The following is a 13,457-nucleotide window of genomic DNA, read 5'->3' as shown; positions in this document are numbered from 1 at the left end:
GACCTTCCATGTGTCCTGCGCGAAGGCAGCCCACTCGTGCTGGCGGAAGCGGCTGAGATCGTTCGCACGGCGAACTCCGGCACGGGTGAAGAACTGGTTCTCCGTGTTATTTGAAACCGCGCCCTGCGCGCCCCAGATCAGGTCTTCAAACTGCGAACCCACAGGCGACTTGCTGGGATCGGGACCGTTGAAGTTGTAGGAGGGGTAATTGAAGTTGGAGAAGTTGTCGAAGGTGACGGTGTCGCGCGACGAGAAGTCGTCGAAGTTGTTGTCCTTGACGCTGCGGTACTCGCCGCCGAACTTCATCGAGTGCGCGCCCTTGGTTACGGAGAACGTTTCTCCGAGGAAGATCGTCGAGCTGAGCCGGGCCTGGGCATTGCTGTCGCCCAGCGCGCTGCAACCGAAGGTGAAGAAGTAAGGAATCACGACGTCGCGCCCTTTGCCGAAGCTATCGAACCCGGTTACAGCATCGATCGCTTGATGGTTGCAGTAGAAGCCATCGTTCGCCTGGTTGTAGCCGGCTTTGAACAGGTTGGTCGTATTGGCCGAGAGAGCCGAGGCCAGCGAGATGACGCCGTTATGGTTGGTACCAATCGAAGCAGTGTTGCCGTAGCCGGGCAGAAACTCATCGTGAAAGGGGGACGTCTCGGCCGAGTGACCATAGATGTAGCGAACCGTAAGCTGGTGCTTGTCGGTCAGCTTGTGGTCGAAGCGGCCAGTGAGGTTGTAGTCGTTGAGAGCATCAGGCGAGGCGAAGGTGTAGTTGGTGCTGACGCCGTCGCCGTTATCGGTCTGGCCTACCGGTGCAAGGGCAAGAATCTTTGCAATGGTCGGGTCCTGCATCAGGCCGCTGATGTTGTTGGGATTCGCAGGATCGGTGAGATCGACCGGCGTCACCTGGCCGCCGGGCGACTGATCGATAAAGTTAAACTTGCCAGTCCGGAAGGCCGCCGTCGGCGTGGTCTGCGATTCCGTGCGTGTGGTGCGGAAGCGCTGCACGTCGCCGTTGAGGAAGAAGAAGGTGCGGTCCTTCCAGATGGGGCCGCCGACCGACGCGCCGAAGTCGTTGCGGACGTAGGGGTCCTGCGGACTGCCCTTCTTGTTGAAGAAGTCGCGCGCGCCGAGGGCGTTGTAGCGGCCAAACTCGTAGGCGTCGCCGTGGAACTGGTTGCCGCCGCCACGCGTCACCACGTCGATGATCGCTCCCGTGTTGCGGCCAAACTCCGCGTCAAAGTTGTTGGTGATGACGCGGAACTCCTGGGTCGAGTCAGGATTGGCCGACGAGATGCCGCCCGCGATGCCCGGGACCGAGGTGTCGTTATTGTCCACGCCGTCGAGCATGAAGTTGTTGTTGCGGTCGCGCTGGCCGTTCACCGAGAAGCCGCCATCGTTGTTGGTCGAGGTGACGACACCGGGAGAGAGCAGGGCGAGCTGGTAAGGATCGCGCAGGATCAGAGGCAGGTCGTTGATCTGCTTGGAGTTGATGACCGTCGAGAGCTGGAAGCTGTCGGTCTCGACCGGCGCCACCGTCACGTCCTGCACATCGACCGAGGCCACCGCACCGGCGAGTTGCAGGGTGAAGTTGACCGGGAGCGTGGCCGCGACGTTAAGCACCACATGGGTGCGGGACATGGTCTGGAAGCCCGGAGCCTCGACCGTCACCGTGTATAGCGAGGGAGGCAGCGCGGCAAAGTTGTAGAGGCCCGCCGAGGTGGTCGTCGAGGTGCGCGTCAGCGCCGTGACCTCCGACTTCGCCGTGACCGTGGCATTGGGAACCACCGCGCCGCCGGGATCGAAGACCTGACCTGTTACGCTTCCAGTCTGCGCAAAGCCGACCCCAACCAGAGAAACGAGAAACAATACGGCAACGCCTGCACCCTTAAATCCAAAACGCATAGATCACTCCTGAGCCCTACAGACTGGTGAAAGGAAACTGTAAAAAACTAATAGACTTGATGGATCGCTCTCATCTTTACCGCTTACGAAAGCATCTGCAATAGGCAGTGTCCTGCACGTAGGATGCCAATCACCATCGGCTGCAATAAATTGCAAACACAAACGATATAGCGTAAACAGTGGAAAATATATATGAGATCTCGGATATCGTTGAGACCTAATCTGGAAAAATGTATTTTCAAGGCAAAATTTAATGAGAATTGTTCTGACCGCTATCGCCCCGCGACGCTCCCGCACCAAATCCGAGGCGACCGACCGCCTGCTGGCCGACTACATCGAGCGCTGCGGCCGCTACATGCCCTGCGAGTCGCAGCTCTTCGACGAAGAGGCCGCTTTTCTGGATTGGCTCTCGAAGCAGTCAGGCCGAGGCCCGGCCTACGCCATCCTGCTCGACAGCCGTGGCCAGCAGTTCTCCTCCGAGGACTTCGCCGCCCGCTTCGGTGAGCTGCGCGACGGCGGCAGCCAGCGGATCGTCTTCGCCGTGGGACCGGCCGACGGCTGGTCGGCCACCGGTCTGCAGCGCGCCAGCCTTTTGCTATCGCTGGGAAGGATGACGCTGCCCCACCAGCTCGCCCGGGTCGTCGCCGCCGAGCAGGTCTACCGCGCACTGACGATCCTCGCCGGGCATCCGTACCACTCCGGCCACTAGCGCCGACGACCAAACCAGCAACAAGCAGCATCTCGACCGGACCTGCCCAACCCCAGACATCGGTACAATAAACAGGCACGACGCAGAGGGCGGCAAAAGCACATGAGCTGGTTCAAACGCGAAGACAATGAGATCGTCAACGATCTCGAGAAGACCGTTCGCACCGAAGGCCTCTGGGTACGGTGCGACGGCTGCCGCGAGATCATCTTCAAGGCCGACCTCGAGGCCAACCTGCAGGTCTGTCCCAAGTGCGGCCAGCACTTCCGCATCGACGCCCGCTCCCGCATCGCCAACCTGCTCGAGCCCGGCTACGAGCTGGTCGACCTGGAGCTGCGCTCGACCGATCCGCTGGAGTTTACCGACCTCAAGCCCTACAAGCGCAGGCTCGCCGAGGCGCAGAAGAAGACCGGCCTCAACGACGCCATCATCAACGCAATCGGCAGCATGGGCCCGCACGCCGTCGTGCTCAGCGTCATGGAGTACAGCTTCATCGGCGGCAGCATGGGCTCGGTTGTCGGCGAGACCATCGCCCGCGCCGTGGACCGCTCGCTCGCCACGAGAAATCCCCTCATCATCGTCTCCGCCTCGGGCGGCGCGCGCATGATGGAAGGCATCGCCTCACTGATGCAGCTCGCCAAAGTCTCAGCCGGGCTGGCGCGCATGGACGACGAGGGCATTCCTTACATCTCGGTGATGACCGACCCGACCACCGGCGGCGTCACCGCCAGCTTTGCCATGCTGGGCGACCTCAACATCGCCGAGCCGGGAGCGCTGATCGGCTTCGCCGGGCCGCGCGTCATCGAGCAGACCATCCGCCAGAAGCTCCCCGAAGGCTTTCAGCGCTCGGAGTTTCTGTTGCAGCATGGCTTTCTCGACGCCATCGTCCCACGCAAGCAGATGAAGCCCTACCTGATCCAGGCACTCTCGTGGATGACGGACAGCAGCAGCAAGACGGCCTGATCGACCTCGTGGAGACCGCAAAGCCATCCCGCACCGCGCTCCGCGTAGCCATGCGCCGCGCCGCGCACCAGATCTACGACGCCCAGCCGCTGGTCTTCGAAGACCCCTTCGCCGTCTCCATCCTCGGAGACACCTACGCCGAAGAGGTCCGCCGCACTCCAACCCGTCCCGACCGGCCCTTCTCCGTCTCCCTGCGCGCCTTTCTGGTGGCCCGCAGCCGCTACGCCGAGGACAATCTCGCCCGGGCGGTCGAGCGCGGAGTCTCGCAGTATGTCCTCCTCGGAGCGGGGCTCGACACCTTCGCGCATCGCAACGCCTATCCGGGATTAAAAGTCTTTGAGGTGGACCATCCGGCAACCCAGCAGTGGAAGCGTGAGTTGCTCGAAGCAGGCGGCATCGCCTCACCGGAGCGGCTCACCTACACCCCCGTCGACTTCGAGCGGGAGTCGCTGCCGGAGCAGTTAGCCGCCGCAGGCTTCGACGCCTCCGCCCCCACCTTCTTCGCGTGGCTGGGAGTTGTCCCCTACCTGACCGCCGAGGCCTTCCGCGCGACGCTCGGCTTCATCGCCGCCCAACCGCAGGGCAGCGGTGTGGTGATGGACTACGGCCAGCCGCGCCATGTGCTTCCGTTTCTCGAACAGCTTGCGCACGACTCTCTGGCCTCGCGCGTCGCCCTCGCTGGCGAGCCCTTCCGGCTCTTCTTCACCCCTGACGAGGTCGCAGCCGAGCTATCTGATTTTTCGGAGATCGAAGACCTCGGCACCGGCGAGATCAACCACCGCTACTTCGCCAACCGCAGCGACTCTCTCCGGCTCCGCGGCACCGCCGGACGCCTGCTCTGCGCCTGGCGATAGCACCGCCGCGAATACCCTCTGACGCCATCAAATAGGCACGTCCTCGCGACCGGAGCGGCGGTCGGCTTCTTGTCCGTTGCGCAGCGGAGAGGCCCCTGTATTTCGCCTTTCGCCGGCCCTCGAACCCATTCGCGAAGACTTAAAGGACCTCTGATTAAGTCCGGTTTTGTTAAGGGCACGGCTTCAGCCGTGCCGCAAGTGGTTTGTCTGCAATGCGGCTTTAGCCGCTGAGGGAATGCTCGGAGACTTAATCAGACCTTCCTTAGACCCTTGCGGCCTCAGTCATACTCAGTCATACTGAGTCATACCGGAGGCCGTCTATGCGCACCACCAAAGTCATCTCCATCTCGTTGCCCGAGGCCCAGTACAAAAAAGCGGTACGCCTGGCAAAGAAGCAGAACCGCACCATGAGCGAACTGATGCGCGAGGCCCTCCGCGTCTATGAGACCGAAGAGCTGCGCCGCGCCGAAGGCTTTCGCCGTATGGGCGAACTCGTCGCAAGCATTCAGCAAGACTCGAAACGAAATGGAACGGACAAGTTGACGATGGACGAGATCAACGAAGAGATCGCCGCCGTCCGCCGCGAACGTAGCCGTATGGCAAAGTCCGCCTGATGATCGTCGTGTTCGATACGAACATTCTCATCTCTTCTCTGCTTTCTCCCTCGGGCAACGAAGCACGCGCCGTTTCACTCTTTTTGCAGCGTCAGGTCGTGGCCGCAGTCTCGACTGCGACGCTCGCCGAGTACGATCTTGTTCTTTCACGGCGCAAGTTCAGCTTCGTTTCTTCCAAAGCTTCCGAGCTTCTGTATTTGATATCTACCTTTGCGCTGAAGACTGAGCCTCACGGAATTCTCACCCTCTCTCCCGACGATTCCGACAACCGCTTCATCGAGTGGGCCGAAGCCGCATCGGCCGATTTCCTGATTACCGGCAACAAACGCCACTTTCCCGCCAGCCACGGAAAGACAAAGATCGTCAACGCACGCGAATTTCTCGACGCACTGCAGGCGCTCTAAGAGCTCTTTCCTCTCAGGTATGGTTTTCTTTGTTTGTCATTCCCGAAGGGAATCTGCGTTTTGCTCGAATCAACAAAACCACACCTGGAGGAGAACCCCCCTGGCAGCTCCGAGCCTCAGCCCTTGCGCAGCTTGCGCTTGATCCAAAGCGTACCCAGATACGCCAGCGTCAACACCAGAACCGCAATCCCCACCGGCAGCCCCACAAATTTATAGGTGATGGTGAAGTCGGGCATGCGTCCTGTGGCCGCCTTGTCGAACAACAGCACGAAGATCGCGCAGAAGGTCGCGGCAAAGAACGCGGCGAAGCCCACCGCTGTACTCATAATCAGCGTGGTGAAGAACCCAAGGTCGCCCAGGGGAATGCCGAAAAGGTAGCCTGAGCCGAATGCGCGGGGAGACTCGAGCGTCCCGTTCTGCGAGGTGAGCGTCATACCAGTAGAATACTGCTTTATGGCCGACAGCGTTCAAAACGGGTTACTTCAGGCGGCACAGGTTGCCCGCGACACAGCAGTGCTGACTTCCGCCAACGGCGTCCGCTATGCCGTCTTCGGCGAAAACAGCCTCCAGCAAAAGGACTTCGACCGCATGGTGCAGGCCGTGCCGGTGGCCATCGCCCACGCGCTCGAGCGCAAGACCTACTTCTTCGTTCCGCTCGCCTTGAGCGAGAGCCGCGGCAGCGAGACCACGCTGGTCGCCACCGCCTTTAGCCCCGAACTGGGCGACCAGGCCACCTGCCACCGCAACGTCCCGCTCGACACCGACAGCGGCAAGGGCGAGGGCGTCTTCATCTCCACCCGCCTGCTGGGCGACCGCTTCGCCCTGGCCTTCGAGTTCTTCATCAACGTCGGCCACGCCTTTGTCGACGCCGCCGGCGTGCCCGAAGAGTTCAACCAGCTGGCCTGGTCGCAGGCCATCGCCGACGTCCGCGGCGAGACCAGCCAGGACTCGTGGGAGAGCCGCAACCTCTCGCTCGCCGGCAACAAACCCTCGGCCCACATCGACGGCAAGCCCGCCATCGACGAGAAGGCCAAGACGAGCTTTCTCGAATCCGCCTTCTCCGATGCCGTGGCCATCTACCAGTTGTCGCTCTCGGTCGACTTCGACTACTCCGAGCTGCGCGAGCGCGAGTACCCCCTGCTGGCCCCGCAGGCGCTGGCCGACCGTCTCCGCCTGGTCGCCAAACTCTTTCCCCCCAATCCCGGATACGAGTTCGCCATCCGCTACCGCCGCCGCGCCTAGCCGCAGCAGGCCATCTGCAATTAGAAATCGAACAATCCGAAATGGAACTTGGCACCCTGTAATCAAACTCAGCATCCTTCGCCGCAGGCGGAGGGCCAGCTTTTGCGGTTGTCCTATTCGCCTGTCCCTGATCGGACCTCGTTGAATGTCGCCTTTAAGCCCCTTGTTTTGAGTCAAATCCCCCGTCGGCACAGAAGCGCGTCCTCTCGACCGGGCCCTTGAGCGAAGTCGAAGCGGCAGGAGGCCCAATACCTGTCTTCGTCCTAAGGTGAGGTGCAAAGTTAGCGCTACCGGCCACTTAGAGGCAACTCATCCCCCGAAACGGTAATTGCCTTCATTAAAAAAACCGTGTAACTGTCGTCATGGCCATTGAACGCAGCTTTTCCTGCATCTTACTTTCTTTGACTCTTTGTCTGCCTGCGGTAGATTTCTCCCAGGAATGCGAAAGATTCATGCGTTTAATGACCACGACACCTACGGGGCCTTCGTTGAATCGTCCGCTGAAATCAAAGCCTGTTGTCCTTTCTGCCCTGGCCTTCCTGGGCATGCAGGCGGCATGCATCAAGCTGTTTCCGGCTCATGCCATGGGTGTCTCCTATCCCTTCATGATCCTCGCGCCCTGGCTTGCCCTGGCGGTTTGCTGGTGGCACGGCCGCGCCTCGGCGGTGCGCACCCGCCTGCTCTGGATGCTGCTCTGCACGGCGCTCGCCCTCTGGGGCATAGGCATCCTCTTTGCCGCGCAGGAAGACCTCTCGCTCTACAACCCCATGGCCGGGGCCGACTTCTCGGACTTCCTCTTCTTCCTCTACGGCATGCCGGTCCTGCTCGCCATCTCCTCGCCCACCGAAGGCGAACGCAGCTCCGCCTTCATCTGGCTCGACGCCATCCAGGTCGTGATGACGGCGCTTTTGATCTACGTGGCAGCCTTCTCCGTGCTGCCCTTCGCCCACCGAGGCGTGCATCCGCTCTCGGTCTCGCGGCTTCTGGTGGTCTACAACGTGGAAGGCTTCGCTCTGGCCGGTGCCGCCACCCTGCGCCTGCTCGCCTATACCAACGACGGAGAAGAGCGCCGCTTCTACCAGGTCCTGTGCAGCTATCTCTGGATCTACGCCGCCCTCGCCGCGCTCTACAACTACATCACCATCTCGACCAACGAGAAGACCGGCCTCTACGATCTGCTCACCTGTCTTCCCTTCGTCCTGCTGGCCATCGGCGTCGTCGTTCTCTTCCGAGAGCCGGACGAGACGATCCAGTCCTCCCGGCGCAAACCCCTCACCCTGTTCATCGACAACGCCAGCCCCATCTTCTTCACCGTCGCCCTCTTCCTTCTCGCCGCGGCCCTGGTGCGCGAGCACTTCTACATCGGCATGAGCGGCATCGCCGTCGCGCTGGCCGTCTACGCCATTCGCGCCACCCTTCTGCAAAGCCGCTACATGCAGGCCGAGCAGGAGCTGCAGGGCGCACGCGACAAGATGGAGGCCATGTCGTTGACCGACAGCCTCACCGGCGTCGCCAACCGCCGCAGCTTCGACCGCACCCTCGAGGTGGAGTGGCGCCGCGCCATCCGCCGCAAGAGCCCGCTCTCGCTGCTGATGATCGACGTCGACTTCTTCAAGAACCTCAACGACAAGTACGGCCACCCCTACGGCGACGCCTGCCTCATCGAGATCGCCCAGGCGCTGCAGTCCGCGCTGCCGCGCACCGCCGACCTGCTGGCCCGCTACGGCGGCGAGGAGTTCGGCATCATCCTCTCGGCCACCGACGCCCGCGGAGCCGACACCGTCGCCTTTCGCATGCGCGAGTTTGTCCGCGCGCTCCACCTCAAAAATGAGACCCCCATCGGCCGCTTCGTCACCATCAGCGTCGGCGTGGCCACCTACGAGTTTCCTCACGAGGGCACCTCGGGCGGCCTGATCAAGGCAGCCGACGAAGCCCTCTACCAGGCCAAGCGCCGCGGCCGCGACCGCATCGAGGCCGCCACCGCCGAGATCCCCGTCATCGCCATCTAGGGAACCTCTGATCAAGTCCTGTTTTGAAAGGACCCGGCTTCAGCCGCGTCGTAAGGCATTCGTATGCAAAAGAGGCTTTAGTCTCTGAGGGAATCCTTGGGGACTTAATCAGAGAATCCCTAAGTTTCCGCTGTTGATTTCAGGGCGCTTGTCCGATTGCGATCGAGGAGTGCGCGGACTTTTTTGAGATCGTGTCACAGATCGCGCTGCTGTTTTGTCTTTGCTGATACAAGCGGCTTGCGTCATGAAGGGACGCGGGCCGAACGATTCGCCAAGGCGAAAAGGGAAAAGGACACATCATGAAAATCGTAGTATTAGGCGGTACCGGTCTTATCGGAAGCAGAGTCGTTCGCACCCTCGCAGAGAAGGGCCATGACGTTCTCGCGGCCTCGGCCAGCACGGTCGACCTGCTGACCGGCAGGGGTTTGAGCGAAGCATTAGAAGGCGCGCAGGTGGTTGTCGATCTCACCAACTCGCCGTCGTTTGAAGACGCGGCGGTGTTGAACTTCTTCACGACCGCTGCGCGCAATCTCTTTCCCGCGGAGGCTGCGGCAGGGGTGAAGCTCCACGTTGCGCTTTCGATTGTCGGCGCTGACCGAATGGAGAACGTCGGTTACATGCGGGCCAAGGTCGCGCAGGAAGACGCGATCAAGGCTTCGGGGATTCCGTACACGATTGTGCGCGCGACCCAGTTCTTCGAGTTCATCGGAAGCCTGGCGGATGCCGGAACTCAGGGTGGAACCGCTCGCCTCTCGAATGTGCTGATGCAGCCGATTGCAGCGGATGACATTGCGGGCGCGGTGGCGAAGTTTGCACTCGAGGCGCCGAAGAACGGCTACATCAACGTGGCCGGGCCGGAGCGGCGGACGCTCGATGAGCTGGCGAGAGAGCTCTTCAAAGCGAGAAACGATCCGCGCCAGGTAGTGACCGATCCGAGCCTGGGCTACTTCGGCGGACAGGTGCCGGAGAACGCACTCGTTCCCGATAAGGCTGCGCTGCTGGGAACGGTACGCTTCTCCGACTGGCTCACCCGCTCGCAGGCGAAGGCCCCTCAGGCCCGCTGAAATCGCGCTGCCGCCGCCGCCGGCCTGTCGAAGCAGTCTTGATAGGTCGGCTCCGCGGACGCGATGGGCCGCGTCAGCCGAGGCCGCGGTCGATGCTAGAATTCCGTTGCCTGAAAGAACGGTTGGGCGGAAGTGCCGAAACCAATCAAGCAAAGGAACTCGCGAACATCTCATGCAACTTAAATCCCTCCCCTTATTCGGAAAGATTTCGCTGTACTCCACACTTCTTTTTGCCGCAGCGATTACGCTGACCGGCACTGCCTCCGCGCAGAAGGCCGCACGTCCGTGCGATCTCTACGCTTCGGCGACTCCGTGCGTGGCTGCCATCAGCACCACGCGCGCGCTGTACAAGGGCTACACCGGCCCGCTCTACCAGGTCACGCGCGAGTCCGATAAAACGCAGACCGATATCGGTTTGCTGCGCAGCGGCTACGCCAATTCCGCGAAGCAGGACCGCTTCTGCGCGAACACGACCTGCACCATCACCAGACTCTACGACCAGTCGGCCAACCACAACGACATGGCGCTCGCGCCTCCGGGCGGTGCGGCAAAGGGTCCCGGACCGAATGGCCGCGACATCGCCGCCGTGGCCAACGCTCTGCCCGCAACCATCGCAGGGCACAAGGTGTACGGCATCGCGATCTCGCCGGGGATGGGCTACCGCAACGACAAGCCCAGACAGACAGCGGTCAACGGTCAGCCGGAGGGCGTCTACATGGTGACCTCCGCCCTCAATCTGAACGAAAAGTGCTGCTTCGACTTCGGCAACGCCGAGACCAACGATCTCGACAACAAGCCCGGTCACATGGATGCGATCAACATCATGTGCCACGGCAACCCATGCAGCCCCGACGCCGGGCTCGACATGGAGGACGGCATCTATGGCCACCTGAAGGTTCCCGCCGGCACCGCCTTCGTCACCGACATGGGCGCGAGCGATGGCCAGCACAGCTACGCCATCTACCAGGGCAACGCGCAGACCGGCGGCCTGACGACGACCGGCGTCATCCCGCTGCCCAAAGGCTATCAGCCGATGAAGCAGGAGGGCGCCATCATCCTCGGCATCGGCGGCGATAACAGCAACTGGGCCAAGGGCTACTTCTTCGAAGGCGTGATGACGAAGGGAATGCCCACGGCTGAGTCCATGAAGGCAGTGCAGAGCAACATCGTGGCCGCCGGTTACGCCGGGAAGCTAAAGAAACTCTGATTAAGTCCTGCTTTGTTAAGGGCACGGCTTCAGCCGCGCCGCAAGTGTTAAGGGCACGGCTTCAGCCGTGCCGCAAGTGGTTTGTCTGCAATGCGGCTTTAGCCGCTGAGGGAATGCTCGGAGACTTAATCAGACCTTCCCTAAAGGGATAAGCCCGCGGTCGGCCGCTTCCGGCGGAGAGGTCTATCGCTTAGGCGGGGTTCGATGCGCCCACAGCGATTCTCCAATAGGTCGAACCTCTTTATCTCTCCAATAGGTGGAACTCTTTATCGGATCATCTTTGCCCTATTTGTTGTCATTCCCGAAGGGAATCTGGTTGCTTCCAGGCTCGCATGGCTGCACCCGGAGGGGCAGCTATAAGGCGAAATACAGGCCTCTCTCCTCTGCTGCGGCAAACACACCGTCTTCGGTCGAGATGACGTGCGGCGGGGCCACCCGGAGACGGTGTGGCCACGACTTTTGCTCGGTGTGGCTACGTTTTTTGCTGGCTGGGCTCGGCGCTATCGGCTGGCGTGGGGGCTTCGGCCTTTTGTCTTTGGACGGCCTTTTGGATGGCGCGGAAGACGCTGGCCACCTCGCGGTCGAGCGCGGCGAATTCGAGGTCGATGACGCTGCGGCGTGGGTGAAGGATCACATCGACAGGAACGCTGAGCGTGGCGAGGTTTTTGCGGACGGCCTCTCTCATGCGGCGCTTGATGCGGTTGCGGTCGACCGCCTTGCCCATCACCTTGCCCACGGTGAGGCCGACGCGGGGGCTGCGGCTGTCGGCATCGCGCAGCGGCGTGCCGTCGGGGCCGAGCTGGGGGCGCAGGGCGAAGAAGTAGCTCATCTGCTTTGCAAATTGCTTGCGGCTGGCCTTGTAGACGCGCTGGTAGTCGGCGTGTTTGCGCAGGCGGAAGGCGATGGCGGCTTTGGGCTCGGCGGGGGTGGCCGCGGTGGACTGCATGAGTTGATTTTAGATGGGTTCTCGCTTCCTTTCTTTGTCATTCCCGAAGGGAATCTGCGTTTTGCTCGAATTGCCAAAATTACATCCGGAAGCTACCTCTAAGAATTTGTTTAAAAACTCTTTAATCAAGCAATCTGTAATCAAACTTGTCATCCTTCGCCGCAGGCGGAGGACCTGCTTTTGCGGTTGTCCTTGCTTTTGCCTGTTCTTGATCCGTGCCATCGATCAAAATCGGTGTTAAGCCTTCAGTTTTTAAACAGCCTCTGAGAGGAAATCGATAGATGGTGAACGACGCCACGGACGAAGCAAAGCCCGCCGGAGGGGGCGGGCTTCGCGCTAAGGGGAGATGATTTCTATTTATTGCCGGTGTGGGTGGGCGGTGTGCCCTTTGGCGGCGGAGCCATCTGGCCGCCGGGCGGCATGGTCTGGCCCGTCTGGCCGCTTTTGGCCTGTTGTCCGCTCTGGGACGTCTGCCCGCCCTTGTGCGACAGGTCGCGAGCGGACGGTGATTTCTGTTTGTCCATTTTGTCCACGGTGCTTCTCCTTCAATACCGGTCAGCGCTCTTCTTACGCGTACGCGGAGCCGGTCTCTGCAGGGCTTGGATGCCCGGACGCAGCAGGAGTTGCCCCCTTCGGAGCGGGCTCGGAAGGAGGGAAAGGATTCAGAGTTGAAGAGTATTGATAAAGCAGGCGGTTAGACTTTTGGCGGCTTCGACTGCGTTGTGCCTGGGGTCTGGGTGGCTTTATGGCGGGCCCTGAGATGAATCCAGTTCCCGCCTCTTCAAAGCAATTTCGGTAAAACTAGTCGCGGAAACCGGCGCTGACGGCGATCTTGTGACGGCCCTTGGCGCGGCGGCGATTGAGGACGGCGGCACCAGCCTTGGTCTTCATGCGGGTAAGAAAGCCGTGGGTCTTGGCGCGGTGGCGGCGGTTGGGTTGAAAGGTACGCTTCGGCATGGGACAGAACTCCTGCGGCAGAAACTACGGGTTCCTGCTCAAAACTTTTTGGGCTATTGCAGCAATTTCTGAGTATACCTGATGGGACGGGTTTTTCACAGGGGAAGGTCTTGCCGGGGAGCGTGGGCTTTGACACAGTGGAGCGATGAAGTTCCTTTGGCTTGCACGGCTTGCTCTTGGTATCGGTCTTCTTTTCGCTCTATGTCTCCCCTTGCGGAGTCAGAATCTTGCCGTGGGATTTAGCGGCAGCATCCCCATCAACACGCTACAGAGCATGAACGATACGTTCCAGGTTGCCGATCGGGCGTCCAGAGTGGATCTTTTGAAGCGTCTTGGCGTCGATGGGGACGTCGCAGAAGACGCCACCTCTTTCGTCTCTCCTCCCGCCATCGCGATCCGGCCGATCCGCAATCATTCACGCCAATCTTTTGGCATTATGACGCTGCCATGCAATGGACAAGATCAGTCCTTTCTGTATCTCCTCGGGAAAGACGGCCACAGCCAATGGCATGTCGTTGATTCCGCGTGGCTCGACTGTTTTGGTACAATACCAACTTTCTCTCTGCTGTCGTTCGTTCCGGGCGACGACGATGTT

The 13,457-nt window shown here is 61.0% G+C and carries 15 protein-coding genes; 10 read left to right on the top strand and 5 right to left on the bottom strand.

Annotation, left to right across the window (positions count from 1 at the left end):
- Nucleotides 1-1,896 (bottom strand): carboxypeptidase-like regulatory domain-containing protein (locus tag VMU57_RS16775; protein WP_325385478.1); only part of this gene is annotated, 1,896 nt, incomplete at its 3' end.
- Between the two features lie 253 nt (nt 1,897-2,149).
- Here VMU57_RS16775 and VMU57_RS16770 point away from each other — a divergent pair.
- The 5 genes from VMU57_RS16770 to VMU57_RS16750 all read left to right on the top strand — a co-directional run bounded on the left by VMU57_RS16770 (nt 2,150) and on the right by VMU57_RS16750 (nt 5,437).
- Entirely contained in the window at nt 2,150-2,605 is a 456-nt protein-coding gene (locus VMU57_RS16770; RefSeq protein WP_325385476.1) for a 23S rRNA (pseudouridine(1915)-N(3))-methyltransferase RlmH, read from the top strand.
- A 102-nt stretch (nt 2,606-2,707) separates the two neighbouring features.
- Nucleotides 2,708-3,565 carry an acetyl-CoA carboxylase, carboxyltransferase subunit beta gene (gene accD, locus VMU57_RS16765; RefSeq protein WP_325385475.1) on the top strand — a complete coding sequence of 286 codons (858 nt, stop codon included), beginning with the start codon at nt 2,708-2,710 and terminating at the stop codon, nt 3,563-3,565.
- Complete coding sequence (locus VMU57_RS16760) at nt 3,532-4,419, top strand: SAM-dependent methyltransferase (protein ID WP_325385473.1); 888 nt, start codon at nt 3,532-3,534, stop codon at nt 4,417-4,419. The genes accD and VMU57_RS16760 overlap by 34 nt, the downstream gene beginning before the upstream one ends.
- A 320-nt stretch (nt 4,420-4,739) precedes the next feature.
- A complete protein-coding gene (locus VMU57_RS16755) occupies nt 4,740-5,033 on the top strand; it encodes a ribbon-helix-helix protein, CopG family (protein ID WP_325385471.1) in 294 nt (97 codons plus the stop codon).
- 8 nt (nt 5,034-5,041) lie between these two features.
- Complete coding sequence (locus VMU57_RS16750) at nt 5,042-5,437, top strand: putative toxin-antitoxin system toxin component, PIN family (RefSeq protein WP_325385469.1); 396 nt, start codon at nt 5,042-5,044, stop codon at nt 5,435-5,437.
- 116 nt (nt 5,438-5,553) lie between these two features.
- Here the strand turns inward: VMU57_RS16750 and VMU57_RS16745 are convergent, their stop codons facing one another.
- Complete coding sequence (locus VMU57_RS16745; protein WP_325385467.1) at nt 5,554-5,871, bottom strand: hypothetical protein; 318 nt, start codon at nt 5,869-5,871, stop codon at nt 5,554-5,556.
- Here VMU57_RS16745 and VMU57_RS16740 point away from each other — a divergent pair.
- From VMU57_RS16740 to VMU57_RS16725, 4 genes are all read left to right on the top strand, one after another.
- Nucleotides 5,861-6,679, top strand: coding sequence for a hypothetical protein (locus VMU57_RS16740; protein ID WP_325385465.1), 819 nt, complete (start codon nt 5,861-5,863; stop codon nt 6,677-6,679). The genes VMU57_RS16745 and VMU57_RS16740 overlap by 11 nt on opposite strands.
- A 362-nt stretch (nt 6,680-7,041) precedes the next feature.
- Entirely contained in the window at nt 7,042-8,688 is a 1,647-nt protein-coding gene (locus VMU57_RS16735; protein WP_325385463.1) for a diguanylate cyclase, read from the top strand.
- 299 nt (nt 8,689-8,987) lie between these two features.
- Nucleotides 8,988-9,752: an SDR family oxidoreductase gene (locus VMU57_RS16730; protein ID WP_325385461.1), complete on the top strand. Its 765-nt coding sequence runs from the start codon at nt 8,988-8,990 to the stop codon at nt 9,750-9,752.
- A gap of 172 nt (nt 9,753-9,924) precedes the next feature.
- Nucleotides 9,925-10,959, top strand: a complete 1,035-nt coding sequence (locus tag VMU57_RS16725) for an arabinofuranosidase catalytic domain-containing protein (protein WP_325385459.1) — start codon at nt 9,925-9,927, stop codon at nt 10,957-10,959.
- A gap of 472 nt (nt 10,960-11,431) precedes the next feature.
- Here VMU57_RS16725 and rnpA read toward each other — a convergent pair whose 3' ends face one another.
- The 3 genes from rnpA to rpmH all read right to left on the bottom strand — a co-directional run bounded on the left by rnpA (nt 11,432) and on the right by rpmH (nt 12,862).
- Nucleotides 11,432-11,905 carry a ribonuclease P protein component gene (gene rnpA, locus VMU57_RS16720; RefSeq protein ID WP_325385457.1) on the bottom strand — a complete coding sequence of 158 codons (474 nt, stop codon included), beginning with the start codon at nt 11,903-11,905 and terminating at the stop codon, nt 11,432-11,434.
- Nucleotides 11,906-12,258: 353 nt separating this feature from the next.
- The gene (locus VMU57_RS16715; RefSeq protein ID WP_325385455.1) at nt 12,259-12,438 is read right to left on the bottom strand and encodes a hypothetical protein; all 180 of its coding nucleotides are present in this window, start codon (nt 12,436-12,438) and stop codon (nt 12,259-12,261) included.
- A 268-nt stretch (nt 12,439-12,706) separates the two neighbouring features.
- On the bottom strand, nt 12,707-12,862 hold the full coding sequence (rpmH, locus tag VMU57_RS16710; protein WP_013582097.1) for a 50S ribosomal protein L34: 156 nt from the start codon (nt 12,860-12,862) through the stop codon (nt 12,707-12,709).
- Between the two features lie 313 nt (nt 12,863-13,175).
- On the opposite strand from rpmH, the gene VMU57_RS16705 reads away from it, so the two are divergent.
- Nucleotides 13,176-13,457 (top strand): hypothetical protein (locus VMU57_RS16705; RefSeq protein WP_325385451.1); only part of this gene is annotated, 282 nt, incomplete at its 3' end.

The organism is Edaphobacter sp. (assembly GCF_035532915.1).
Lineage (GTDB): Bacteria > Acidobacteriota > Terriglobia > Terriglobales > Acidobacteriaceae > Edaphobacter.
Note: the sequence above shows the minus strand (reverse complement) of the source record. Positions and strands in the feature narration are given on the sequence as shown.